This is a genomic window from Burkholderia territorii (genome assembly GCF_001718335.1).
Classification (GTDB): domain Bacteria; phylum Pseudomonadota; class Gammaproteobacteria; order Burkholderiales; family Burkholderiaceae; genus Burkholderia; species Burkholderia territorii.
In genome coordinates, this window is the sequence record NZ_CP013366.1 from 2,013,404 (window position 1) to 2,039,165 (window position 25,762).

At 67.4% G+C, this 25,762-nt stretch carries 22 protein-coding genes; 8 read left to right on the forward strand and 14 right to left on the reverse strand.

Features of this window, described 5'->3' with window-relative positions; all coding sequences use genetic code 11:
- Positions 1 to 5: 5 nt before the first annotated feature.
- Positions 6 to 626, reverse strand: coding sequence for a dTMP kinase (gene tmk / locus WS51_RS19875; RefSeq protein ID WP_059449930.1), 621 nt, complete (start codon positions 624 to 626; stop codon positions 6 to 8).
- Positions 626 to 1,645 (reverse strand): endolytic transglycosylase MltG, encoded by a 1,020-nt coding sequence (gene mltG, locus WS51_RS19880; protein WP_059503165.1) that lies wholly within the window; start codon positions 1,643 to 1,645, stop codon positions 626 to 628. Before mltG ends, tmk begins: the two co-directional genes overlap by 1 nt.
- 77 nt (positions 1,646 to 1,722) lie before the next feature.
- Between mltG and ygfZ the strand changes: the two genes are divergently transcribed.
- Both ygfZ and WS51_RS19890 read left to right on the forward strand, forming a co-directional pair.
- On the forward strand, positions 1,723 to 2,757 hold the full coding sequence (gene ygfZ, locus WS51_RS19885; RefSeq protein ID WP_059503167.1) for a CAF17-like 4Fe-4S cluster assembly/insertion protein YgfZ: 1,035 nt from the start codon (positions 1,723 to 1,725) through the stop codon (positions 2,755 to 2,757).
- A 76-nt stretch (positions 2,758 to 2,833) separates the two neighbouring features.
- On the forward strand, positions 2,834 to 3,679 hold the full coding sequence (locus tag WS51_RS19890; RefSeq protein WP_059503169.1) for an NRDE family protein: 846 nt from the start codon (positions 2,834 to 2,836) through the stop codon (positions 3,677 to 3,679).
- Positions 3,680 to 3,691: 12 nt separating this feature from the next.
- Here the strand turns inward: WS51_RS19890 and WS51_RS19895 are convergent, their stop codons facing one another.
- The 5 genes from WS51_RS19895 to WS51_RS19910 all read right to left on the reverse strand — a co-directional run bounded on the left by WS51_RS19895 (position 3,692) and on the right by WS51_RS19910 (position 6,213).
- Positions 3,692 to 4,132: a GNAT family N-acetyltransferase gene (locus WS51_RS19895; protein ID WP_059770180.1), complete on the reverse strand. Its 441-nt coding sequence runs from the start codon at positions 4,130 to 4,132 to the stop codon at positions 3,692 to 3,694.
- Between the two features lie 34 nt (positions 4,133 to 4,166).
- On the reverse strand, positions 4,167 to 5,126 hold the full coding sequence (locus WS51_RS19900; RefSeq protein ID WP_059449935.1) for an alpha/beta hydrolase: 960 nt from the start codon (positions 5,124 to 5,126) through the stop codon (positions 4,167 to 4,169).
- 40 nt (positions 5,127 to 5,166) lie between these two features.
- Entirely contained in the window at positions 5,167 to 5,313 is a 147-nt protein-coding gene (locus WS51_RS32165) for a hypothetical protein (protein WP_155623772.1), read from the reverse strand.
- A gap of 109 nt (positions 5,314 to 5,422) precedes the next feature.
- Positions 5,423 to 5,902 (reverse strand): PaaI family thioesterase, encoded by a 480-nt coding sequence (locus WS51_RS19905; RefSeq protein ID WP_059449936.1) that lies wholly within the window; start codon positions 5,900 to 5,902, stop codon positions 5,423 to 5,425.
- Positions 5,899 to 6,213 carry a Dabb family protein gene (locus tag WS51_RS19910; protein WP_059449937.1) on the reverse strand — a complete coding sequence of 105 codons (315 nt, stop codon included), beginning with the start codon at positions 6,211 to 6,213 and terminating at the stop codon, positions 5,899 to 5,901. The genes WS51_RS19905 and WS51_RS19910 overlap by 4 nt, the downstream gene beginning before the upstream one ends.
- 832 nt (positions 6,214 to 7,045) lie before the next feature.
- Here WS51_RS19910 and WS51_RS19915 point away from each other — a divergent pair.
- Positions 7,046 to 9,187 (forward strand): glucosidase family protein, encoded by a 2,142-nt coding sequence (locus WS51_RS19915; RefSeq protein WP_069230020.1) that lies wholly within the window; start codon positions 7,046 to 7,048, stop codon positions 9,185 to 9,187.
- A 142-nt stretch (positions 9,188 to 9,329) separates the two neighbouring features.
- Here the strand turns inward: WS51_RS19915 and WS51_RS19920 are convergent, their stop codons facing one another.
- From WS51_RS19920 to WS51_RS19940, 5 genes are all read right to left on the reverse strand, one after another.
- The gene (locus WS51_RS19920; RefSeq protein ID WP_059449938.1) at positions 9,330 to 10,730 is read right to left on the reverse strand and encodes a sensor domain-containing diguanylate cyclase; all 1,401 of its coding nucleotides are present in this window, start codon (positions 10,728 to 10,730) and stop codon (positions 9,330 to 9,332) included.
- A 294-nt stretch (positions 10,731 to 11,024) separates the two neighbouring features.
- Positions 11,025 to 12,203: an acetyl-CoA C-acyltransferase gene (locus WS51_RS19925; protein ID WP_059503173.1), complete on the reverse strand. Its 1,179-nt coding sequence runs from the start codon at positions 12,201 to 12,203 to the stop codon at positions 11,025 to 11,027.
- A gap of 49 nt (positions 12,204 to 12,252) precedes the next feature.
- Positions 12,253 to 12,885: a bifunctional nicotinamidase/pyrazinamidase gene (gene pncA / locus WS51_RS19930; RefSeq protein WP_059449940.1), complete on the reverse strand. Its 633-nt coding sequence runs from the start codon at positions 12,883 to 12,885 to the stop codon at positions 12,253 to 12,255.
- Positions 12,886 to 12,928: 43 nt separating this feature from the next.
- Positions 12,929 to 15,013, reverse strand: coding sequence for a 3-hydroxyacyl-CoA dehydrogenase NAD-binding domain-containing protein (locus WS51_RS19935; RefSeq protein ID WP_069229683.1), 2,085 nt, complete (start codon positions 15,011 to 15,013; stop codon positions 12,929 to 12,931).
- Positions 15,014 to 15,196: 183 nt separating this feature from the next.
- The gene (locus tag WS51_RS19940; RefSeq protein ID WP_069229684.1) at positions 15,197 to 16,840 is read right to left on the reverse strand and encodes a 3-(methylthio)propionyl-CoA ligase; all 1,644 of its coding nucleotides are present in this window, start codon (positions 16,838 to 16,840) and stop codon (positions 15,197 to 15,199) included.
- Positions 16,841 to 17,004: 164 nt separating this feature from the next.
- Here WS51_RS19940 and WS51_RS19945 point away from each other — a divergent pair, with 164 nt between their 5' ends.
- The 5 genes from WS51_RS19945 to WS51_RS19965 all read left to right on the forward strand — a co-directional run bounded on the left by WS51_RS19945 (position 17,005) and on the right by WS51_RS19965 (position 20,809).
- Complete coding sequence (locus tag WS51_RS19945; protein WP_069229685.1) at positions 17,005 to 18,573, forward strand: protein adenylyltransferase SelO; 1,569 nt, start codon at positions 17,005 to 17,007, stop codon at positions 18,571 to 18,573.
- A gap of 38 nt (positions 18,574 to 18,611) precedes the next feature.
- On the forward strand, positions 18,612 to 19,043 hold the full coding sequence (gene msrB / locus WS51_RS19950) for a peptide-methionine (R)-S-oxide reductase MsrB (protein WP_059449944.1): 432 nt from the start codon (positions 18,612 to 18,614) through the stop codon (positions 19,041 to 19,043).
- A 124-nt stretch (positions 19,044 to 19,167) separates the two neighbouring features.
- The gene (locus WS51_RS19955; RefSeq protein WP_059503181.1) at positions 19,168 to 19,698 is read left to right on the forward strand and encodes a septation protein A; all 531 of its coding nucleotides are present in this window, start codon (positions 19,168 to 19,170) and stop codon (positions 19,696 to 19,698) included.
- Between the two features lies 1 nt (position 19,699).
- Positions 19,700 to 20,008: a BolA family protein gene (locus tag WS51_RS19960; RefSeq protein WP_059503183.1), complete on the forward strand. Its 309-nt coding sequence runs from the start codon at positions 19,700 to 19,702 to the stop codon at positions 20,006 to 20,008.
- An 18-nt stretch (positions 20,009 to 20,026) separates the two neighbouring features.
- A complete protein-coding gene (locus WS51_RS19965) occupies positions 20,027 to 20,809 on the forward strand; it encodes a peptidylprolyl isomerase (RefSeq protein ID WP_059503185.1) in 783 nt (260 codons plus the stop codon).
- 162 nt (positions 20,810 to 20,971) lie between these two features.
- Here WS51_RS19965 and WS51_RS19970 read toward each other — a convergent pair whose 3' ends face one another.
- Positions 20,972 to 21,514, reverse strand: coding sequence for a GNAT family N-acetyltransferase (locus WS51_RS19970; RefSeq protein WP_059790436.1), 543 nt, complete (start codon positions 21,512 to 21,514; stop codon positions 20,972 to 20,974).
- Positions 21,514 to 25,578, reverse strand: coding sequence for a phosphoribosylformylglycinamidine synthase (gene purL, locus WS51_RS19975; protein ID WP_069229686.1), 4,065 nt, complete (start codon positions 25,576 to 25,578; stop codon positions 21,514 to 21,516). The genes WS51_RS19970 and purL overlap by 1 nt, the downstream gene beginning before the upstream one ends.
- Positions 25,579 to 25,762: the final 184 nt, after the last annotated feature.

Genomic DNA, 25,762 nt, shown 5'->3' on the forward strand with positions numbered 1-25,762 from the left:
TCGTGTTACAGCGTGGCGAGCACGCGTTCGAGCTGCTCGCGGATCTCGGGAATCGTCTGCGTCGCGTCGATGATCGCGAAGCGGTGCGGCGCCTCCTGCGCACGCCGCAGGTATTCGCCGCGGGTGCGCGAGAAGAATGCGTCGGACTCGCTTTCGAACTTGTCGGGCATGCGCGCGGCGCCGCGGCGCTCGCTCGCCACCTGCGGCGCGACGTCGAACAGTACCGTCAGGTCGGGCTGGAAACCGCCCTGCACCCAGCGCTCGAGCGTCTCGAGCTTGTCGCGCGGCAGCCCGCGGCCGCCGCCCTGGTATGCGAACGTGGCGTCGGTGAAGCGATCGGACACGACCCAGTCGCCGCGCGCGAGCGCGGGCTCGATCACGAGCGCGAGGTGCTCGCGGCGCGCGGCGAACATCAGCAGCGCTTCGGTCTCGAGATCCATCGGCTGGTTCAGCAGGATCTCGCGCAGCTTCTCGCCCAGTTGCGTGCCGCCCGGCTCGCGGGTGACGACGACTTGTCGGCCGCTCGCGGCCAGCCTCGCCTGGAGACGTTCGCAGAACCATTGCAGGTGGGTGGTCTTCCCCGCCCCGTCGATCCCTTCGAACGTGATGAATTTACCGCTCGCCATTATTGACCTCGTATGTACTTGTCCACGGCCTTGTTGTGGTCGCCGAGCGTGTCCGAGAACACGCTCGTGCCGTCGCCCTTCGCGACGAAATAGAGCGCGCTCGTCTGGGCCGGATTAATTGCCGCTTGCAGCGCGGCGACGCCCGGCAGCGCGATCGGCGTCGGAGGCAGCCCGCGGCGCGTGTAGGTATTGTAAGGAGTGTCGGCCTGCAGGTCGCGCTTGCGCAGGCGGCCGTCGTACGCGTCCCCCAGGCCGTAGATCACGGACGGATCGGTCTGCAGCGGCATCCCGATGCGCAAACGGTTCGCGAACACGGCGGCGACGAACGCGCGATCGGCCGCGTGGCCCGTTTCCTTTTCGACGATCGACGCGACCGTCAGCGCTTCGTAAGGCGTCTTGTACGGCAGCCCCGGCACGCGCGCGGCCCACGCTTCGTCGAGGCGCGTCTGCATCAGATGATACGCACGACGATAGATGTTCAGGTCGCTCGTGCCCTTGTCGAACAGATAGGTGTCGGGAAAGAACAGCCCTTCGCCGCTGCCGCGCTGAATCACGTTCTCCGGCGCACCGATCGCACGCAGCAATTCGGCGTCGCTCATGCCCGCCGTCGCGTGCGCGAGATCGGGATTGCCGTCGAGTTCCGCGCGCATCCGCTTGAAGGTCCAGCCTTCGATCACCGTCGCGACGTATTCGTTCACGTCGCCCCGCGCGATCTTCTGCAGCACCTCGTACGGCGTGATGCCGGTCTTGAATTCGTAGTTGCCGGACTTGAGCCGGCTCGACAGCCCGAGCACGCGCGTCATCGCGACGAAGCCGAACGGCTCGAGCGGCACGCCGCCGCGCTTGAGCTGCAGCGCGACGCTCTTCACGCTGCTGCGCGGCTTGATCGTGACGTCGAGCGATGCGGCACCCAGCAGCAGCGGCCGGGTCGCCCAGTAATACCCGCCGCCCGCGCCGGCAGCGGCCACAACGACGGCCAGCGCCACGACAGTCGCGGCGCATTTCTTCAGTAGGGACATGGAAACGAGACTCAGGTAAGACCCATATAATACTTGCTCGCCTTCGTCAAAGTCAGGGTTGACTGTTCCCTCATTCCATGAGCACACCGTTCGCTTCACCGGCTACCCAGCCCGCATCCGTCTCGCTCCCCGTTTTTCCCCGCCCGTCCGCCGAAGATTTCGACGCGCCGGGCGCGTACATGCCGCTCCCGCAATTCGGCGTGATCGACGTGGCCGGCGACGACGCCGCGACGTTCCTGCACAGCCAGCTCACCAACGACATCGAGCATCTCGATGCCGCGAGCGCGCGCCTGTCCGGCTATTGCTCGCCGAAAGGCCGCCTGCTTGCGTCGTTCCTTGCGTGGCGCGCCGGTCACGGCGTGCGCCTGCTTGTGTCGAAGGACGTCCAGGCTGCCGTGCAGAAACGGCTGTCGATGTTCGTGCTGCGTGCAAAGGCGAAACTGACGGACGCGAGCGACGCGCTCGCGGTGGTCGGCTTCGCGGGCGACGTGCGCAACGCGCTGTCGGGCATCTTCGACGCGCTGCCCGACGGCGTGCACGTGAAGGTCGACGGCCCGGCCGGCGCACTGATCCGTGTGCCGGATGCGGCAGGCCGCAAACGCTACCTGTGGATCGGGCCGCGCGCGGAAGTCGACGCGCGTCTCGCCGCGCTCGCCGGCACGCTGCCGGTCGTGTCGCCTGCGGTATGGGACTGGCTCGACGTGCGCGCGGGCGAGCCGCGCATCACGCAGCCGGCCGTCGAACAGTTCGTGCCACAGATGGTCAACTTCGACGTGATCGGTGCCGTTAACTTCCGCAAGGGGTGCTACCCGGGCCAGGAAGTCGTCGCGCGCAGCCAGTACCGCGGCACGATCAAGCGCCGTACCGCGCTCGCGCATGTCGCCGGCGAGACCGACACCGTGCATGCCGGCGTCGAGCTGTTCCACAGCGACGACCCGGGCCAGCCGTGCGGGATGATCGTCAACGCGGCGGCCGCGCCGGCCGGCGGCGTCGACGCACTCGTCGAGATCAAGCTGGCCGCGCTCGACACCGGCACGGTGCACCTCGGTTCGGCCGACGGTGCGGCACTCGCGTTCGACGCGCTGCCGTACGCATGGCCGACGGAAGCGTGACGCACTGACAACCCGTTCGCACGCCGGCTCCCCGATCGTGGCCGGCGCACGATGTTTCCTGCGAGAGATTCGCCCGATGTGTCTGATTGCCTTCGACTGGCAGCCTGATGCCGCCGCCGGTCCTGTCTTTACCCTGACCGCCAACCGCGACGAATTCTTTCGCCGTACGAGTGCGCCGCTTTCCTGGTGGGAAGATGTGCCGGGCGTGCTCGCCGGCCGCGATCTCGAAGCGGGCGGCACCTGGCTCGGCGTGTCGCGCGACGGTCGCTTCGCGGCGCTGACGAATTACCGTGCGCCGTTCGACATTCGCGCAGGCGCGCCGACCCGCGGCAAGCTCGTGTCGGATTTCCTGCGCGGCCCGTCCGTCGCGCCGCTCGACTATCTCGGCGAGCTGGCCGAGCACGCGGCCGTATACAACGGCTTCAACCTGCTGGTCGGCGACTGGAAGCGGCGCGAGCTCGCGTGGTTCTGCAATCGCGCGGCCGAGGGCGAGACCGGCGTTGCGGCGCCGGTCGCGATCGGCGCCGGCGTGCATGCGCTGTCGAACGCGCGGCTCGATACGCCCTGGCCGAAAGTCGTGCGCAAGCGCGCGGAACTCGGCACGCTGTTGACCGACAACCCGAACCCGTCGCTCGACGAGCTGATCGAGCTGATGCGCGATCCGCACGTCGCGGACGACGACGCGCTGCCGCACACCGGCATTCCGCTCGAGCGCGAGCGGGCGCTGTCGGCTGCGTTCATCGAGACGCCCGAATACGGCACGCGCGGCACGACCGCGCTGCGCGTGACGATGAAGGAAGGCGTGCGGCTGACGGTCGACATCAAGGAACGCTGCGACGACGATGGCTCGCACCGCACCGTTCGGCCGGGCAGTTTCGAGCGCGCGTTCACGTTCGACATCGACGCGACGCAACCGCGCTGAGCCCAAGGCGCGCTAGGGTGCGCGCACCATCTCGACGTGCGGTACGCCGATTTCGACGAACGGTTCGCCGATCGTCGCGAAGCCGTGCCGCACGTAGAACGGCACCGCGGCAACCAGTGCGTAGAGCCGTACGATCGGCTCGCCGCGCTGCCGCGCTGCGTCCAGAAGTGCATGCAGCACGGCCGATCCCGCGCCCTGCCCGCGCGCGTCGGCTAGCACCGCAACGCGGCCGATCGTGCCGGTGCGCAGCAGCCGTCCCGTCGCGACCGCACGGCGCGCGCCGGTCGCCGCATCGACCCGGTACGCAACCGCGTGCAGCGACACCGGATCCTCGTCGTCCAGTTCCCATTCCGGCGGAATGCGCTGCTCGCGCACGAACACCGCATCGCGAATACGTGCGGCGTCGCCGCCCAGCACGGCCCAGTCGCCCGTTTCCACCCAGCCGTCGGTCATCGCTTCCTCCGCGCGGCGCCCGGCGCCGCTGCCGTCAATCGTCGTCGAATGCGGCCTTGAGCGCCGCCACCGCGTCGGCATGCGCGGCCCGCACCTCCGGCACGTAGCCGCCCATCTTGAAGAACTCGTGGATCATCCCCGGATAGCAGACCAGCGTTACCGTATTGCCGGCCGCGCGCAGCTTGTCCGCGTATGCGGCGCCTTCGTCGCTCAGCGGATCGTATTCGGCCGTCGCGATCCAGGCCGGCGCCACACCGGCGAACGACGGCGCGCCGCGCGTGCCATCGAGCGGCGCGAAGCGCCAGTCGTCCCGGTCGGAGGGATCGCGCACGTATTGCGTGAAGAACCACTGGATCGTGTCCTGCGTCAGCAGATAGCCGTTCGCAAGCCGTCCGTGCGACTCGGTGTCCTGGTAGCGCGTCACGCCCGGATAGATCAGCAACTGCAGAGCAAGGTCGATGCCCGCGTCGCGCGCGAGCACCGCGCAGACGGTCGCGAGCGTGCCGCCCGCGCTGTCGCCGCCGACCGCGAGCCGCGTCGCGTCGATCCCGAATGCGGCGGCCTCGCGATGCAGCCAGCGCAACGCGTCGTCGGCGTCGTTCACCGCGGTCGGAAAGCGGTGTTCGGGCGCGAGCCGGTAGTCGACCGACAGCACCGCGCACCCGGCGTCGCGCGCGAACATGCGGCACAGCGCGTCGTGCGTATCGACGCTGCCGACCGTGAAGCCGCCACCGTGGTAATAGACGAGCGCCGGCAGCGGTTCGGCGAGACTCGGCTCGACGGGCAGATAGAGCCGAGCGCCGATCGTGCGGCCATCGCGCGTCGGCACGACGCAGCTCTCGACCGAATGCATCGGCGCGGGCGCGACGTCGAGGATGGGTGCGCTCTTCTCGTACGCGGCGCGCGCCTGCTGCGGCGTCTGGTGGTGATAGGACGGGCGTTTCGCGCGCTCGACCATGTCGAGTATCTGGGCGATCTTCGGATTCAGCGGCATCGGTGAGAACGGCGCGTGCGGCGCCGTGAACGGACAAGCGTCACATGATGCCACGCGCGGATCGGACGAGCGGCACGAGCAGCACCAGCGGCGTTTCGGCGACCCGGAAATCGTCGGCGCTCGCCGCGCGTTGCGGGCATGACACGATCAGGAACTGGCTCAGGATCTGGCGGTTGATCGCATTCATGGCCCGCTTCATTGGTTTCGCTGTCACCGTGACGCCGTCCCGCTGCGAATCCGTGCCGTAAAAAGAAACGGCCCTGCCTGTCACCAGGCAGGGCCGCACGTCCCGGCGCCTACGCGTCGCTCGGGCCGGGCTGCGCATCCGGCGCCGTGCGCGTGCGTTGCCGCTTGATGTCGCGACCCACCGCGAGCCGCCGCATGTACTTGAACGTGCCGAGCGCCTTCGCGACGAAGTTGCCGTCGCTGTCGCGCACTTCGCCTTCGCAGTACGCCATCGTCGTCGAACGATGCATCACGCGCCCGTATGCGCGCAACTCGCCGCGGCCGGGCTGCATGAAATTCACCTTCATCTCGACCGTGACGACGCCGACGCCGTCATCGGTCAGGCTGCGGGCCGCCATCGCGAGCGCGATGTCCGACAGCGTCATCGTCACGCCGCCGTGCGCGATGCTCCACGTGTTCATGTGCCGCTCGTCGAGCGGCAGCACGATCTCGCTCGCACCATCCTTCGCGGACACGAGCCGCACGCCGAGCAGGTCGACGAACGGGCTTTCGATCGACGGGCCGTCCGTCGGGGATGCCGCGTTACTCATCGTGCGCTGTCGGACAGGTAGTCGACGCACTGGCGCGATTCGGCCACGGCCACGACGAATTTCTTCACCTCCTGGTGAACCGGGTGCACCTGGTACGCATCGAGCGCGGCCTGGTCCGTGAAATCGGACACGAGCACGACGTCCGACGTCGCTTCGAGGCCGGGCGTCGCGATGCCGACGTCGAGTTGCAGGATGCCCGGCACGATGTCGCGGCAGCCTTCGAGCTTTTCCTTCAGCTTCAGCGCGTTCTGCGCGCGCGTGCCGCCTTCCGCCGATTCCTTCAGTTTCCACATGACGATATGTCTGATCACTTCCGTTGCTCCTGTTCGTTGGCGTGCGCGCCGCCGGCGCGCCGCAAGCGCGGCGGGCGTCGCGCCGTGTGTGTGGTCGGTCTGCGCTGTTACCTGCGGGCGCGGGCGAGCCGGGACGAAACAAGCCGAATATCGACCGTCGTCCAGTCGTTCCGACGACGATACGCGATTTTTCACTGCATCGATATTCGACGACGCGATCCGGGAAACGGCGGCAGGCACCAAGCCTACCAAACTTGATGACGCCGATGTGCGATCACGCAACGGACAGGCCGTTTTGATTGCTGTTCGGACGCAACGCCATCTAGTCCCCGGCCGACTGGCAGGAACGCGTATTGCTGGACCCTCGGCCAATTGACGCGCTATCACGAACCATTCGATCGCTCGCCATCCGGATTCGTCATTGATATTTTAATATTCGCAGGTTTTACCGATCCGCCGGGTAATAATTACGATTAACGAAGAATTGGATATTCAAAACCCGGCAAGACATCATTGACTTCGGCTTTCATCGAAATTTAGAATCGCACACACCATATTTCATCTTTTCATCTTGATTTTCAGCACCGCACGAACGTCGCCCATCGTCTGCGCGAAGCGCGTTCTGCACTGACTGCACCCGCATCACAACGGGCGGCGCGTCCTTTTACGTTCAATTTTCGGCATTGATCGGCATTCGATTAAAAGCCGTTCAATTCGCCGCCGTGCGTCACGTCACGATTAATCCAGGGCATTTTCCGAATGCCCGCGACACAACACAAAAGCGATCGAATCACCCGCTCCGCTCGAGCATTCCGATAAAAATACATTCATCAGGAGGGTCGTCATGAACATGCACCGCTTCGCGAAATCGCTGTGTCTCGGATTCGTCTGCGCCGGTCTGCTTTCCGCCTGCAACGACGACGACGTCCAGTCGAGCAGCACGCCGTCGAACAGCGCCGCACTGTCGTTCCGCATGGACACCGGCGGGCAGATCAACGCGTTCTACCGGCAGGACAAGGTCGCCGCGCACCTGCTGGTGCGTTCGTCGACGAAACCGCGTCTGCTCGTGGTGTTCCCGGCCGGCAACAGCGGCACCGGGCTGTGGTTCGACGACACCGCCCAGCCGGTGAACTGGAACCTCGACACGTCGCCGTCCCCGCTGTCGGCGCCCGATACGCACGGTCGGCCGCTCTACGGCATCGGCGCCGACGTCTCGGTCGACACCGACACACTGACGATCCGCCAGGGCCTGCTCGGTAGCGTGCGCTTCCTGCGCGATTTCAACGGCGGCGCGACGATTCCGCCGGAGATCGTCACCGCCCCGACGATCCAGGGTAGCGCCGTGCAGTGGCAGCGCGACCGGATCGACGGCGCGCCTGGCCAGATGCTGCGCATCACGCTGCGCGACGGCGGCAGCATCGCGACCGCCGCGGGCGGCAAGCTCGTGCTGCGCGCGGCGGCCGGCGCACGTACGCTGAAACTGCACGTCGACGCGCTGTCGGGCGAGACACCGTTGTCGCCGATCCTGCGCGCGGATCTGCTCGCGCCGTCCGTGAATCCCGATCCGGTCAGCCAGAACGTGCTCGAATTCCTGAGCTTCCACGACAAGCTGCTGGCCGGCTCGTGGCAATACGACACCTACTTCGGCCGCGACACGCTGATCTCGGTGCGCATGCTGTTGCCGGTGCTCGAGCCGGCGGCGATCGAGGCCGGCCTGACGTCGGTGCTGAGTCGCCTGTCGAACGACGGCAAGGTCGCGCACGAGGAAGGCATCGGTGAATTCGCGCTGGTCGACAACGCGAAGCACGGCCGCCCGAACGATGCAACGCCGACCTACGATTACAAGATGATCGACAGCGACTACCTGCTCGCGCCGATCGCGGCAGCCTGGCTGATCGACGACACGCGCGGCCAGGCGCGCGCGGCCGCCTATCTCGCGCAACGCGGCGCCGACGGTCAGACGAACGGCAGCCGGCTCGTCGTCAACCTGCTGCACGTCGCGGCGACCGCGCAGCCGTTTGCACAGCAGCCGTCGGTCGCGAACCTGATCCACCTGCGGCCCGGCGAGATCGTCGGCAACTGGCGCGACAGCACCGACGGGCTCGGCGGCGGCGTCTATCCGTACGACGTGAATGCGGTGCTCGTGCCGGCCGCGCTGCGTGCGGCGAATGCGTTCCTCGCGCGCGGCCTGCTCGATCCTTATCTGGACGCCGGCCAACGCGCAACGCTCGCGAACACGGCCACCGAAGCGGCCACCTGGGAGCAGCAGGCGCCGCCGCTGTTCCAGGTAAGCGTGCCGGCCGCGCAGGCGGCGGCCGACGTCTCGGCCTATGCGCCGTCTGCCGGTGTGCCGGCCGGTACCGCGCCGAGCGCGCCGCGGACGTTCTACGCGCTGTCGCTCGACGAGCAAGGCACGCCGATCCCGGTAATGAATTCCGACGGCGGCTTCGCGCTGCTGTTCGGCACGCCGCCGGACGACCAGCTCCAGCGGATCGTCACCGACGTCACGCGGCCGTTCCCGACGGGGCTCGTCACCGATGTCGGGATGCTGATCGCGAACCCCGCGTATGCGAACCAGGCGCTCTGGCCCAAGTTCACCAGTTCCGCCTATCACGGCACGGTCATCTGGTCCTGGCAGCAGGCGATGTGGGTCGCCGGGCTCGACCGCCAGCTCGCGCGCCAGGATCTGTCGGACACGACGCGCACGCTGCTGACGCAGGCACGACAAAAGATCTGGCAGGTGATTTCGAACGGACGCGCCATGCGCACGTCGGAGATGTGGACCTGGTCGTACGTGAACGGTCAGTACCAGACCGATGCATTCGGCACCCGCAGCGCGGATGCGACCGAGGCCAACGCCGCACAGCTTTGGAGTACGACGTATCTCGCGATTCGCGATCCGCAGCTGCGCGCGGGCAAGTACTGGTGGCAAGCGTCGCAGCGGATGCAGGACACGCAGCCGCAACATGCGGCGGCGATCGCGTCGCGATAGTCGGTGCGGGGAGAGGAAAGCCCCGCGCGCTCATGCTCGTGCGGGGCTTCATTGCGGTGTATGCGAGACGGACACAGTCCACGCGTCGCGCTATTGCGTGACGACCGCGCGCCACATGGTCACAACGCGCGGCCGCCGCGCGTCAATGCGCGACCACGCGATTGCGTCCGTCGCGCTTCGCCTGATACAGCCGTTCATCGACCGCCCGCAGCAACGCATCGACCGTGCTTCCATCGACGCCGTACTGCGCAACGCCGACGCTGACCGTCACCTGCACGCGCTTGAAATCCAGCCCGAACGGCGAACTCGCGATCGACGAACGCACGCGCTCGGCCGTCATGCGCGCGCCTTCGAGCGGCATCTCGGGCAACAGCGCCATGAACTCCTCGCCGCCGACCCGCGCGAGCGCACCGGCCGGACGAATCGCCTCGAGACACTGGCGCACGACGCCGCGCAGCACCTCGTCGCCGATCTGGTGCCCGTACGCGTCGTTGATGTTCTTGAAGTTGTCGAGATCGAGCGCGAGCAGGCAAAACGGCGTGCCGTCGCGCTCCGCGCGCACGATCTCGCGCTCGACCTGCGCGATGAACTGGCGGCGGTTGGACGCGCCCGTCATCGGATCGGTCGCGGCCATGTATTCGAGCTTCTGGTTCGTGCGCCGCAACTCCTGCAGCGCACTCTCGGTGCGCGCCATCGATTCCGACAGCCGGCTCATCAGGTCTTGCTGACTGTAGATCGCCGAGAACGAACGCGTCGTCTGCAGCGCCTGCACGACACCGTAGCTGAGCAGGAAGAACCCGCCCGCGAAGATCGCATGCGCGAGCCACCACATGTGGTTCCAGGGCTTGCCGAGGATGAACGCGAGCGACGACAGCGCGAATGCCATGATCGACATCCCGTAGATCACCATCAACGGCGATCTGATGCGCCGCGCGAGCAGCAGGCCGACGTTGAGCAGCGAAAACACCAGCGCGCCGCCTTCCATCGACAGTCGCGTGCCCAGCGCGCCCGCGACCGGCGAATACGCGATGTAGGCGACCGCCACGTTGATGACGAGGAACGACACGATCCACGGCAGCCACGTTCGCACGCGCGTACGCTTCTCGACGCGATCGGGTGGCTGCGAATACGACAGCAGGCCCGTCAGCAGCAGGATCGACATCACGAGGCGCGACGCGGGCCCGTACAGCAGGAACAGCCAGATGTTGTGGTGCGCCATGCCGGTGAAGACACCGTGCAGCGCATAGATCATCGCGAAGCCCAGGAAGCCGAGCGTCAGCCAGCGCAGCAGCGGTTCGCCGGACGATCGGTAGCACACCCACGTCACATAGGTGACGAATGCGCCTTCGAGGGTCGCGGCGGCGATGGCGATTTCATGGAAGGCGTGGCTCTCGAACACGACGTGCGGGTCGCTGAAGAGCCACAGATAGGCGATCAGATAGGCTGGCAGCAATGCGAAGCCGACCAGCAGGCATTTCGCATAGAGCCTCGCGGCCGCGGTGACGACGCGCGGCGGTTCCCCGGCTGCATAGGTCGTGCTCAATTCGGTCCCCGTTCGGTCTGCTGCGTGGTTCGAACGTTTACGGCGCCAAATGTGCGCGCATGCATCCACTGCGCCGGCTACCGGAAACGCATCACGTACGCCGGTACGACGCACGCGTTGCCCCATCCCGCCGAAAGGCAAATGTCAGAGCAAGTATAGGTGCGGCAATTCGTTTGACAAGTAAGGGGAAACGGCAGCATCGAACCGGCGCCGTTTGCCTCCCGATCCTTTCGAATCGCAAGCGACGGCCGCCGCTTGGGTCAATGCGGGCGGTGGCCGTCGGCGGGCAAAAAATCAGACGATTTCGAACAGCCCGGCGGCGCCCTGCCCGCCGCCGATGCACATCGTGACGACCACGTACTTCACGCCGCGCCGCTTGCCTTCGATCAGCGCATGGCCCGTCAGGCGCGCCCCCGACACGCCGTACGGGTGACCGACCGCGATCGCCCCGCCGTTCACGTTCAGGCGCTCGTCAGGAATCCCGAGCGTATCGCGGCAGTACAGCACCTGTACCGCGAACGCTTCGTTGAGCTCCCACAGGCCGATGTCGTCGACCTTCAGCCCGGCCTGCTTCAGCAGCTTCGGCACCGCGAACACCGGACCGATGCCCATCTCGTCCGGCTCGCAGCCGGCCACCGCGAAACCGCGGAATACGCCGAGCGGCTGCAGCCCTTCGCGCTGGGCGACATCGGCGTTCATCACGACGCACGCCGACGCACCGTCCGAGAACTGGCTCGCGTTGCCCGCGGTAATCACGCCGCCCGGCACGGCCGAACGGATCTTCGACACGCCATCGAGCGTCGTGTCGGGCCGGATGCCTTCGTCGGCCGATACCGTCACCTCCTGCGTGAACAGGCGGCCCGTCGCCTTGTCGGCAATGCCCGCGCGAACGGTGATCGGCACGATCTCGTCGGCGAAGCGGCCCGCTTCCTGCGCGGCCGCGGCGCGCAGTTGCGACTGCACGCCGTACTCGTCCTGCCGCTCCTTCGCGATCCCGTAGCGCTTCGCGACGTTTTCCGCCGTCTGCAGCATGTTCCAGTAGATCTCGGGCTTGTGCTCGACGAGCCAGCTCTCCTGGATCATGTGCCGGTTCATCTCGTTCTGCACGCACGAGATCGATTCGACGCCGCCCGCAACGTACACGTCGCCCTCGCCCGCGATGATCCGTTGCGCGGCGAGCGCGATCGTCTGCAGCCCTGACGAACAGAAGCGGTTCACCGTCATCCCCGGCACGCTCACCGGCAGCCCCGCGCGCAGCGCGATCTGCCGTGCGATGTTCGCGCCGGTCGCGCCTTCGGGGTTTGCGCAGCCCATGATCACGTCCTCGATGCGCGCGGGGTCGAGCTTCGCGCGTTCGAGCGCGGCCGCGACCACGTGGCCGCCGAGCGTCGCGCCGTGCGTCATGTTGAATGCGCCACGCCACGACTTCGCGAGCGGCGTGCGGGCGGTCGATACGATTACGGCTTCGGTCATGCGAGTCTCCTTCGGTCCTGCTTCATGTCCTGAATCGGATGGGAATGCGCTACGCCGTCGGGCGCGCGCCCGCGGACGTCACGTGTGCGACGCCCGCCGCCTGCATCTGCTGCCATGCGTGCGCGAGCGACCCGTTCAGGTCGATCGCACGGCACGCATCGTTGATCACGGCCGCCTCGAAGCCGGCCGCGCGCGCATCGAGCGCCGACCACGCGACGCAATAGTCGGTCGCGAGCCCGCAACACCACACGCGCTTCGCGCCAAGCTCGCGCAAATATCCGGCGAGCCCCGTGCGCGTCGTGCGGTCGGCTTCGACGAACGCGGAATAGCTGTCGACCTGCGCGTCGCCGCCCTTGCGGATCACGAGCCTCGCATGCGGGATGTCGAGGTCGCGATGCAGCGCCGCGCCTTCGGTGTCCTGCACGCAATGCACAGGCCACAGCACCTGCTCGCCGTACGGCAGCGCGAGCGTCGAGAACGGCTCGCGCCCCGGGTGATTCGCCGCGAACGAGACGTGCTCGCGCGGGTGCCAGTCCTGCGTCAGCACGACCTGGTCGAAGCGTCGCGCGAGCGCGTTGATCACCGGCACGACCGCGTCGCCGTCCGGCACCGCGAGTGCGCCGCCCGGCATGAAGTCGTTCTGCACGTCGATCACGAGCAACACGTCGTCGGTGCGTTTCATTGCGTTTCTCCTTGCTGGCCTCGCGGCGCCGTCGCGCGCGGCGTCAGCCGTTGAATCCGCGGCCGGCCCTGGCCAGTTCGACGATCGACGGCGCGAGTTGCCACGCGTCGCCGTTCGGCGCGGCCGCATAACGGCGGATCGCGCGCTCGACGTTGTAGAGGCCGACCATGTCCGCATACAGCATCGGGCCGCCGCGCCACAGCGGGAAGCCGTAGCCGGTCAGATACACCATGTCGATGTCGGACGCCTTCGACGCGATCTTCTCCTCGAGGATCTTCGCGCCTTCGTTGACGAGCGCGTACACGAGCCGCTCGACGATCTCGTCGTCGCCGATCTTGCGCCGCTCGATGCCGCGCTCCTTCGAATACGCGACGACCATCTCGTCGACGAGCGCCGACGGCTTCGCCTTGCGCTCACCCGGCACGTAGTCGTACCAGCCGCCGCCCGTCTTCTGGCCGAAGCGGCCCTGTTCGCACAGACGATCGGCGATCTTCGAGTAATGCAGATCGGGCTGCTCGACATAGCGGCGCTTGCGAATCGCCCAGCCGATGTCGTTGCCGGCGAGGTCGCTCATCCGGAACGGCCCCATCGCGAAACCGAACTTCTCGATCGCGCGATCGACCTGCGCGGGCAGCGCGCCTTCCTCGAGCATGAAGAGTGCCTGGCGAATGTACTGCTCGATCATCCGGTTGCCGATGAAGCCGTCGCACACGCCCGACACGACCGCCGTCTTGCGGATCTTCTTGGCCACCGCCATCACGGTGGCGAGCACGTCCTTCGCGGTGTGCGCGCCGCGCACGACCTCGAGCAGCTTCATCACGTTGGCGGGGCTGAAGAAGTGCATGCCGACCACGTCCTGCGGCCGCTTCGTGAATGCGGCGATCTTGTCGATGTCGAGCGTGGACGTGTTCGATGCGAGGATCGCGCCGGCTTTCGCCACCGCATCGAGCTGGCCGAACACCTGCTCCTTCACGCCGAGCTCCTCGAACACGGCCTCGACGATCAGGTCCGCATCCTTCAGGTCGTCGTAGGACAGCGTCGGCGTGATCAGCGCCATGCGCGCGTCGAGCTTCTGCTGCGTGAGCTTGCCCTTCTTCACTTGCGCGTCGTAGTTCTTGCGGATCGTGGCGAGCCCGCGGTCGAGCGCGTCCTGCTTCGTCTCGAGCAGCGTGACGGGCAGGCCCGCGTTGATGAAGTTCATCGCGATCCCGCCGCCCATCGTGCCCGCGCCGATCACGCCGACGCGGCGGATCTCGCGCACCGGCGTATCGGCCGGCACGTCGGGAATCTTGCTCGCCGCGCGCTCGCCGAAGAACGCATGCCGCAGCGCGCGGCTTTCCGGCGTCATCATCAGCGCGACGAAACCGTCGCGCTCGGCGACGCTGCCCTTGTCGAAGCCGTTCAGCACGCCGGCCTCGATCGCGTCGATGCACTTGTGCGGCGCCGGGAAATTCGGCGCGGCGGCCCGCGCGGAATTGCGCGCGAACTGGATGAAGCCCGCCGCGTTCTCGTGGACGATCTTGCGATCGCGCACGCGCGGATGCGGCCCCTTCTGCGCGCCGACCTTGCGCGCGAACGCAACGGCCGCGTCGAGCAGGTCGCCGTCGGCCATTTCATCGAACAGTCCGCTCGTCGCGAGTTGCTCCGACGGCACCGGCGCGCCCGACACGATCATGTTCAGCGCGGTTTCGAGGCCCACCGCACGCGGCAGGCGTTGCGTGCCGCCCGCGCCCGGCAGCAGGCCGAGCTTCACTTCGGGCAGCGCGACCTGGGCGCCGGGCGCCGCGATGCGATAGTGCGCGCCCAGCGCGAGCTCCAGGCCGCCGCCCATCACGACGCTGTGCAGCGCCGCGACGACCGGCTTCGCGCTCGCCTCCACCGCGCGGATCACCGTGTGCAGCGTCGGTTCCTGCAGGGCCTTCGGGGTATTGAATTCGGTGATGTCGGCGCCGCCGGAGAACGCGCGGCCCGCGCCGGTCAGCACGATCGCCGTGACCGACGGATCCTGCGCCGCGCGATCGAGCGCGTCCATGACGCCCTGGCGTGTCGACAGGCCAAGCCCGTTGACGGGCGGATTGTTGAGCGTGATGACGGCCACGCCGTCGCGAGTCGAGTAATCCACTGCCATCTGCCTGCCTCCATGCATCGCGCGCCGGGGTGGCTGCGCTTCATTGTGCGCGGTCGAACGGCCGCATGTCCGGATCGAACGGAGGCAGCATACAACGAAAAAGCACGGTCGTTCAATTTGATTTTTTCCCGATCCGGGGGCCGGATCGGGCAGACCGCGCGGCTGGCCGTCGCCAGCCGCAACTTACGACTCGCCGACCGCCGTCGGCAGCACGTAGTCGCGGAACGTTTCGCGCAGCTTCAGCTTCTGCAGCTTGCCGGTCGCGGTGTGCGGCAGCGATTCGACGAACACGACGTCGTCGGGCACCCACCACTTCGCGACCTTGCCCTCGTAGAATGCAAGCAGCGCGTCGCGCGTCAGGTTCGCCCCCTCGCGCGGGACGACGACGAGCAGCGGGCGCTCGGTCCACTTCGGGTGTGCGCAAGCAATGCAGGCAGCTTCCGCGACGCCCGGGTGCGCGATCGCGACGTTCTCGATGTCGATCGAGCTGATCCACTCGCCGCCGGACTTGATCACGTCCTTGCTGCGATCGGTGATCTGCAGGAAGCCGTCGGGATCGATCGTCGCGACGTCGCCGGTCGGGAACCAGCCGTCGGAAAGCGGCGACGTATCGCTGCCGAAGTAGCGGTCGATCACCCATGGCCCGCGCACCTGCAGCTCGCCGAACGCGACGCCGTCCCACGGCAATTCGTTGCCGTCGGCGCCGACGATCCGCATGTCGACACCGCAGATCACGCGCCCCTGCTTCTCCAGCAACCGGCGCTGCACGTCGAGCGGCCGCTGCGATTGCGCCCAGTTCAGCTTAGCGAGCGTGCCGAGCGGCGACAGTTCGGTCATCCCCCACGCATGGATCACGCGCACGCCGTATTCGTCCTCGAACGTGCGCAGCATCGCAGGCGGACACGCGGAGCCGCCGATCACCGTGCGGTTCAGCGTCGAGAAGCGGACGCCGGCCTCGCGCATGTAGTTCAGCAGCCCGAGCCACACGGTCGGCACGCCCGCGGAGAACGTCACGCGTTCGGCCTCCATCAGCTCGTACAGCGATTTGCCGTCGAGTTCCTTGCCGGGCAGCACGAGCTTGCCGCCCGTGAGCGGCACCGAATACGGCAGCCCCCACGCATTCACGTGAAACATCGGCACGACGGGCAGCACGGCGTCGAGCGCCGACAGGTTCATCGCGTCGGGCAGCGCGGCGCCGTATGCGTGCAGCACCGTCGAGCGATGCGAATACAGCACGCCCTTCGGATTGCCGGTCGTGCCCGACGTGTAGCACAGGCCGCACGCCTGCTGCTCGTCGAGGCGCGGCCAGTCGTAGCGGCCGTCCTCGGCGTCGACGAGCGTTTCGTAGCACAGGAACGGTGTCGTGCCGGACGGCAAATGCGCGGCGTCCGTCATCGCGATCCAGCCCTTCACGTGCGGACACTGCGGTGCGATCACATCGACCAGCGGCGCGAAATTGATGTCGAAGCAGACGTAGCGGTCTTCCGCGTGATTGACGATGTAGGCGATCTGCTCGGGAAAGAGGCGCGGGTTGATCGTATGGCACACGGCGCCCATCCCGCCGATTCCGTAGTACGCCTCCAGATGCCGGTAGCCGTTCCAGGCCAGCGTGCCGACGCGGTCGCCCGATTCGACGCCGAGCCGCGCGAGCGCCTGCGCGAGCCGCTTCGCACGCTGCTCGCAGTCGCGGTACGTGTAGCGATGCAGGTCGCCTTCCACGCGCCTCGACACGATCTCCGTATCGCCCGCGTAACGCGCGGCATGCGCGATCAGCGACGACACCAGCAACGGCATGTCCATCATCTGGCCCAGCAACGGCTTACCCATCGTCTTGTTCTCCCGGAAGGACGCGAATCGGTGACCAGCCTCGAAGCGGTGCGCCAGCCTGCAGCCCGTCCACGGCCTGGACAGGCCTGGCGCCAGGCGCGCGAGCCGCCATGCGGGCGGCGCGGCGCCGCCTTACAATATCGGCTTACCCAGAGGCGCTCAACATGTCGTTTTCCCGAAGCGCAGCCGCTACGGCTGACACCCTCCCCGACCTCGCCGCGACGCTCGGCGCGCCGGCCGACGGCGCGTTCGTCACGCTCGGCGACGCGTTTCATACGCGTTTGCCGGCCGCGCCGCTGCCCGCGCCGTATGTCGTCGGCTTTTCCGATGAAGTCGCGCACCTGCTCGGCCTGCCGGCGTCGCTCGATCAGCGGTCCGGATTCGCCGAGCTGTTTGCCGGCAACCCGACGCGCGACTGGCCCGCGAGCGCGATGCCTTACGCATCGGTATATTCCGGTCACCAGTTCGGCGTATGGGCCGGCCAGCTCGGCGACGGCCGCGCGCTGACGATCGGCGAGCTCCCCGGCACCGACGGCCGGCGCTACGAACTGCAGATCAAGGGCGGCGGCCGCACGCCGTATTCGCGGATGGGCGACGGCCGCGCGGTGCTGCGTTCGTCGATTCGCGAGTTCCTGTGTTCGGAAGCCATGCATCACCTCGGCATTCCGACCACCCGCGCGCTCACGGTGATCGGTTCCGACCAGCCGGTGGTGCGCGAGGAGATCGAAACGTCTGCCGTCGTCACGCGGGTTTCGGAGAGCTTCGTGCGCTTCGGCCACTTCGAGCACTTTTTCTCGAACGATCGCCCGGACCTGCTGCGCCAGCTCGCCGATCACGTGATCGACCGTTTCTATCCGGCATGCCGCGACGCCGACGATCCGTACCTCGCGCTGCTCGAGGCCGCGACGCTGCGCACCGCCGACCTCGTCGCGCAGTGGCAGGCGGTCGGCTTCTGCCACGGCGTGATGAACACCGACAACATGTCGATCCTCGGCATGACGATCGACTACGGCCCTTTCGGTTTCGTCGACGCGTTCGACGCGAATCACATCTGCAACCACTCCGACACGAGCGGCCGCTATGCGTACCGGATGCAGCCGCGCATCGCGCACTGGAACTGTTACTGCCTCGCGCAGGCGCTGCTGCCGCTGATCGGGCTGCAGCACGGGATCGCCGACGACGATGCGCGCGCCGAGCGCGCGGTCGACGACGCGCAGGCCGTGCTCGCGAAGTTTCCCGAACGCTTCGGCCCCGCGCTCGAGCGAGCGATGCGCGCGAAGCTCGGCCTCGAACTCGAGCGCGAGAACGACGCCGAGCTCGCGAACAAGCTGCTCGAAACGATGCACGCGAGCCATGCGGACTTCACGCTGACGTTCCGCCGTCTCGCGCAATTGTCGAAACACGACGCGAGCCGCGACGCGCCGGTGCGCGATCTGTTCATCGATCGCGACGCGTTCGACGCATGGGCGAACCTCTATCGCGCGCGGCTGTCCGAGGAAACACGCGACGATGCCGCCCGCGCGGCCGCGATGAATTGCGTGAACCCGAAATACGTGCTGCGCAACCATCTGGCAGAAGTCGCGATCCGGCGCGCGAAGGAAAAGGATTTTTCCGAAGTCGAGCGACTCGCGCAGGTGCTGCGCAGGCCGTTCGACGAACAGCCGGAACACGAAGCATATGCGGCATTGCCGCCCGACTGGGCCGGGTCGCTCGAAGTGAGCTGCTCGTCGTGACCCGCACGGCCCGACCGACCGATCAGGAGAACATCCACATGTCACACGATTCCGACGACAAGACCTACCCGTATCAGAAGGACGACGCCGAACTGCGCCGCCGGCTCACGCCGCTTCAATACGAAGTCACGCAGCATGCGGCGACCGAGCGCGCGTTCACCGGCGAATACACGGACACCGAGGACGCCGGCATCTACAAATGCGTCGTCTGCAGCACGCCGCTGTTCGAGTCCGGCGCCAAGTTCCATTCGGGCTGCGGCTGGCCCAGCTACTTCAAGCCGCTCAACGGCGAGGTGATCGACGAGAAGATCGACCGCTCGCACGGCATGGTGCGCGTCGAGGTGCGCTGCAACCATTGCGGCGCGCATCTCGGGCACGTGTTCGAGGACGGCCCGCGCGACAAGACCGGTTTGCGGTACTGCATCAATTCGGCTGCGTTAAACTTCGAGTCCCGACCCGAAAACGAATGAGCGGCGCCGGACGGATCGGTCGGACAGCCTTCGCGGCTGCCCCGATCCCGGACGGTGGCGCCTGGCGGGTCCCCACAACGGTGAAAGGCCGCGCGATGCGGCCTTTCACGCAGCTGCGAGCGCCATGAAATTCCTGTTCGATCTGTTTCCGATCATCCTGTTTTTCGCCGCCTTCAAGGTCTGGGGCATCTTCACCGCAACCGCCGTCGCGATCGCCGCGACACTGGCCCAGGTCGCGTGGGTCGCCTTCCGGCACCGGAAGGTCGACACGATGCTGTGGGTCAGTCTCGGCGTGATCGTCGTCTTCGGTGGCGCCACCCTCGTCCTGCATGACGAGAAATTCATTCAATGGAAACCGACTGTGCTGTACTGGCTGTTTGCGATCGGGCTGCTCGCCGCACGCTATGCGTTCGGCAACAACCTGATCGAGAAGATGATGGGCAAGCAGCTCACGCTGCCGCACCCCGTATGGGACAAGCTGAACGTCGCGTGGTCGCTGTTCTTCGCGCTGCTCGGCGTCGCGAACCTGTACGTGGTGCACAACTACACCGAATCGCAGTGGGTGAACTTCAAGCTGTTCGGCACGACGGGCGCGATGGTCGTGTTCATCATCCTGCAGAGCCTGTGGCTCACGAAGTACCTGAAGGACGAATGACATGAGCGACGCTTTCCTCAACGCCTCGCCCGACGAGCGCATCGCACTGATCGAGGCGCGCCTCACCGCGGCGCTCGCACCGCTGTCGCTCGACGTGCGCGACGACAGCGCCCAGCATGCGGGCCACGCCGGCGCCGCCGCCGGCGGCCATTACACGGTGACGATCGTGTCGGCCGCCTTCGCGGGCAAGCCGCGCGTCGCGCGGCACCGGCTGGTGTATGATGCGCTCGCTGATGCGATGCAGCGCGGCATTCATGCGCTCGCGATCGTGGCCTATACGCCCGAAGAATTCAACGAATCTTCAATCTAGTCTCAACAGGAATTCCCGATGATCCTGAAATCTCCCCGCCTGTGGGTCGTGGCGGCTGCATTCGCAGCGGCACCGGCATTCGCCCAGAACATCGCCGTCGTCAACGGCACGCCGATTCCGAAGTCGCGCGCCGACGCGATGGTCGCGCAGCTCGTCCAGCAGGGCCAGACCGACAGCCCGCAGTTGCAACAAGCCGTGCGCCAGGAACTCGTCAATCGCGAAATCCTGATGCAGGAAGCGATCCGCGAAGGCATCCCGAACCGCCCGGACGTGAAAGCGCAGGTCGCCGTCGCGCAGCAGACGGTCGTGCTGCGCTCGATGATCGAGAGCTTCCTGAAGAAGAACCAGCCGACCGACGCGGAAGTGAAGGCGCGCTATGACGAACTCGTGAAGGGTGCCGGCGGCAACCGCGAGTATCACCTGCACCACATCCTCGTCGACAACGAGCAGCAGGCGAAGGACCTGATCGCGAAGATCAAGGCAGGCGCGAAGTTCGAGGATCTGGCGAAGCAATACTCGAAGGATCCGGGTTCGGGCAAGAACGGCGGCGACCTCGACTGGTCCGATCCGAAGGCGTACGTGCCGGAATTCGCGGCGGCCGCGCAGAAGCTCCAGAAAGGCCAGATGACCGACACGCCGGTGAAGACGCAGTTCGGCTGGCACATCATCCGTGTCGACGACGTCCGCGACATCGCCCCGCCGCCGTTCGACCAGGTGAAGGCGCAGATCGCGCAGCAGCTCGTGCAGCAGAAGCTGCAGGCGTTCGAGGAAGGCCTGCGCCAGCAGGCGAAGATCCAGTAACGCCGGCGCTTGTCGCCCATGCAAAGGCCGCTCCAAGGAGCGGCCTTTTTTTGTCACGCGTGCGGGCGGTGGGTCGGCCGACGCGGCGGCCGCGCAAGAAAAAGCCGCTGCGACGCGGCTTTTCAGGAATGCACGATCGCGCACGGGCAGCGCGGCGAACCGCTATGCCGGATAAAACGCGTCGTGGTAACGGACCACGCCCGACGGCCGCGGCGCGGCTTCGTCGAGCGACAGCGCGAGGAAATACTCGGGCGGCGCATCCGGGAACACCAGGTCGCCCGACCGCACGAAGCCGAAACGCGCGTAATACGCAGGATCGCCGAGCACGACGCAGCCGCGCGCACCAAGCCGGCGCAACGCGTCGAGCCCCGTGCGCACGAGCCCCGCGCCGATGCTCTGGCGCCGGCATTCGGGCAGCACCGCGAGCGGCGCGAGCCCGTACCACTGCTGGCTGCCGGCCGGCTCGCCGCCAATCGACACCGGCGAAAACGCGACGTGACCGATTACGCGCTCGTCGCGCTCCGCAACGAGCGACACGCTGAGCGCACGCTGCGCGCGCAACGCATCGACGATCTGCCGTTCGAGCCGACCGTGCTGCGGCTCGCTCTCGAACGCGGCCACGATCACGCGACCGATCGCATCGACATCGCTCGCGCGTTCGTCGCGCAGCGTGACGATCTCGACCGGTGCGTGCGGATCGAACATCAGCCGATCCAGCGGCGCGCGTTACGGAACACGCGCATCCACGGGCTCGCTTCGCCCCAGCCTTCCGGATGCCAGCTCATCGTCACCGTGCGGTGCACGCGCTCCATGTGCGGCATCAGCACCGTGAAGCGACCGTCGGCCGTCGTGACCGACGTGATGCCGGCGGGCGAGCCGTTCGGGTTGAACGGATAACGTTCGGTCGCTTCGCCGCGGTGGTCGACGTAGCGCATTGCAACCGCGACGCGATCGATGTCGCCCTGCTGCGAGAAGTCCGCGAAGCCTTCGCCGTGCGCGACGGCCACCGGAATCCGCGAGCCTTCCATTCCCGCGAAGAAGATCGACGGCGACTTCTCCACTTCCACGAACGAGAAACGCGCCTCGAACTGCTCGGACTTGTTGCGCGTGAACTTCGGCCACGCTTGCGCACCCGGAATCATCGACGCGAGGCTCGACAGCATCTGGCAACCGTTGCAGATGCCGAGCGCGAACGTGTCGGGACGCGCGAAGAAGGCCGAGAACATGTCGGCGAGATTCGCATTGAAGCGGATCGTCTTCGCCCAGCCTTCGCCCGCCCCCAGCACGTCGCCGTACGAGAAGCCGCCGCATGCCACCGCGCCCGCGAAATCGGCGAGCGTCGCGCGGCCGGCCAGCAGGTCGCTCATGTGCACGTCGTGCGCGTCGAAGCCCGCGCGGTCGAACGCATAGGCCGTTTCGAGATGCGAGTTCACGCCCTGCTCGCGCAGGATCGCGACACGCGGGCGCGCGCCCGTTGCGATGAACGGCGCGGCGATGTCGTCGGCCGGATCGAAGGTGAGCACCGGCGAGATGCCCGGGTCGGCCGCGTCAAGCAACGCGTCGTACTCGGCGTCCGCGCAAGCGGGGTTGTCGCGCAGGCGCGCGATGCGCCAGCTCACTTCGCTCCACGCGCGATGGAGTTCGGCGCGCGGTGCGTCGAACACCTTCTTCGCGTCGCGGTACACCTCGATCACGTCGCGATCGTTGACCGTGCCGATCACGTGCGAGCACGCCGACAGGCCGAACTCGCGCAGCGCGCCGAGCACCGCGTCGCGATCGGCCGCGCGCACCTGCACGACGGCGCCGAGCTCTTCCGAGAACAGCGCGCGCAGCGTGCGATCCTCGCGGCGGCCGCTCGTCTGCTTCGCCCAGTCCTTCGCGTCGCCGTAGTCCGACTCGTGATCCGGGTCGAGCGTCAGCATGTCGACGTTCAGCGACACGCCCGCGTGACCCGCGAACGCCATTTCGCACACCGTCGCCCACAGGCCGCCGTCCGAGCGGTCGTGGTACGCGAGCAGCTTGCCTTGCGCATTGAGCGACTGGATCGCGTTGAAGAAGCGCTTGAGGTCTTCCGGATCGTCGACGTCCGGCGTCGCGTCACCGACCTGCTGCGTGACCTGCGCGAAAATGCTGCCGCCCATCCGGTTCTTGCCGCGGCCGAGATCGATCGCGATCAGCACGCTGTCGCCCGCATCGGCGACGCGGCGCAACTGCGGCGTCAGGTGACGGCGCACGTCCTCGACCGGTGCGAACGCGGAGATGATCAGCGACACCGGCGACACGACTTCCTTCGCGACGCCCTGCTCGTCCCACTTGGTCTTCATCGACAGCGAGTCCTTGCCGACCGGGATGCCGATCCCGAGTGCCGGGCACAGCTCCATGCCGATCGCCTTGACCGTGTCGAACAGCGCGGCATCCTCGCCGGCCGTGCCGCACGCGGCCATCCAGTTCGCCGACAGCTTCAGCTTGTCGAGCGACGCGATCGGCGCGCTCGCGATGTTCGTGATCGCCTCACCGACGGCCATGCGGCCCGATGCCGGCGCGTCGATCACCGCGAGCGGCGTGCGCTCGGCCATCGTCATCGCCTCGCCCTTGAAGCCCGCGTAGTCGAGTGCGGTCACCGCGCAGTCGGCCACCGGCACCTGCCACGGGCCGACCATCTGGTCGCGCACCGACGTGCCGCCGACCGAACGGTCGCCGATCGTGATCAGGAACGACTTGCTGCCGACCGTCGGATGCTTCAGCACGTCGACGGCAACTTCCGACAGCGCGATGCCCGTCACGTCGACCGGCGCGCGCTCGGTCGTCACGCGCGTGACGTCGCGATGCATGCGCGGCGGCTTGCCGAGCAGCACTTCCATCGGCATGTCGACCGGGAATTCCTCGATGCCGGTGGCTTCGTCGTCGACGAGCTTCAGCTGGCGTTCGTCGGTCGCGACGCCGACCACCGCGAACGGGCAGCGCTCGCGGGCGCAGATCGCCTCGAAGCGCGGCAGGTCGGCCGGCGCGATCGCCAGCACGTAGCGCTCCTGCGCCTCGTTCGACCAGATTTCGCGCGGCGACAGGCCCGATTCCTCGAGCGCGATCTTGCGCAATTCGAAGCGCGCGCCCTTGCCCGCACCGTCGACGATTTCGGGGAACGCGTTCGACAGGCCGCCCGCGCCGACGTCGTGGATGCTCAGGATCGGGTTTTCCGCGCCGAGCTGCCAGCAGCCGTTGATCACTTCCTGCGCGCGCCGCTCGATTTCCGGGTTGCCGCGCTGCACCGAGTCGAAGTCGAGTTCGGCCGTGTTCGCGCCGGTCGCCATCGAGCTCGCCGCGCCGCCGCCCATGCCGATCCGCATGCCGGGGCCGCCGATCTGGATCAGCAGCGAGCCGGCCGGCACGTCGTGCTTGTGCGTGTGTTGATCCGCGATGTTGCCGAGACCGCCCGCGATCATGATCGGCTTGTGATAGCCGCGCACCACGCCGCCGACGTTCTGCTCGTACACGCGGAAGTAGCCGCCGAGGTTCGGGCGGCCGAATTCGTTGTTGAACGCGGCGCCGCCGAGCGGGCCGTCGATCATGATCTGCAGCGGCGACGCGATGCGGTCCGGGCGGCCGTACGGGCCGTGCGCATCGTTCGGGTTGCGCTCGCCGAGCGGCTGGACCGCGTCGCGCGCGTTTTCCCACGCCTGGCGTGCGTCCGGCAGATCGAGGTTCGACACGGTGAAGCCCGTGAGACCGGCCTTCGGACGCGCACCGCGGCCCGTCGCGCCTTCGTCGCGGATCTCGCCGCCCGCGCCGGTCGCCGCGCCCGGGAACGGCGAGATCGCCGTCGGGTGGTTGTGCGTCTCGACCTTCATCAGCGTATGGGTGAGCTCGGTGTGACGGCCGTAGCGTTCGCCCGGCTCGCCGGCCGCGCCCGTGTTGCGCGGGAACCAGCGCTCGGCCTCGGCGCCCATCATGATCGACGAGTTGTCCGAATACGCGACGATCGTGCCCTGCGGGCTGAGCTTCTCGGTGTTGCGGATCATCGCGAACAGCGACATGTCCTGCGCTTCACCGTCGATGGTCCACTGCGCGTTGAAGATCTTGTGGCGGCAATGCTCGCTGTTGGCCTGCGCGAACATCATCAGTTCGACGTCGGTCGGGTTGCGCTCGAGCTTGCGGAATGCGTCGACCAGATAGTCGATCTCGTCGTCGGCGAGCGCGAGGCCCAGCTCGACGTTCGCGCGCTCGAGCGCGCCGCGGCCGACGCCCAGCACGTCGACGGTCGCGAGCGGCTTGGCCGGCAGTTCGTCGAACAGGTGCTTCGCGTCGTCGCGCGCGGCGACCACGCTTTCGGTCATCCGGTCATGCAGCGCGGCCGCGACCGCCGCGCGCGCTTCGTCGGACAGCGCCTTCTTGCCGCCGAGCAGGCCCGACTTCAGCGTGACCGTGAATTCGACGCCGCGCTCGATGCGGCGCACCTGCGTGAGACCGCAGTGCTGCGCGATGTCGGTCGCCTTGCTCGCCCACGGCGAGACCGTGCCGAAGCGCGGCAGCACGACGAAGGTCTCGACCGTGCCCTTCTCGGCTGCCGGCTCGAACGGCGCGCCGTAGTGCATCAGCGCGTCGATGCGCGCGCTGTCGTCGGCCGACAGCGGCTCGGCCGCATTGACGAAATGCAGGAACTGGCCGCGCACCGCGACGATGTTGGCGTCGATTTGCCTGAGCGTGTCGAGCAGACGGGTTTGACGGAAATCGGAGAGGGCCGAAGCGCCGGGAAAACACGAGAAGTGAGCCATGGGCTGGACTGACGTCGATGAGTCGCGCGAGGTGGCGACGTGGGGCGAAAGGAAGGCCGTAATTATAACCGGAAGTCGGTCGTCCCAGACCGGCTGATCGGCACCGCTCGCGCACCGCGACGGTGCACCGGCATCCGCCGCGCACGGCCGCCTGCGTGGCCGGCACGCTCGGCTGCGCCAGCCC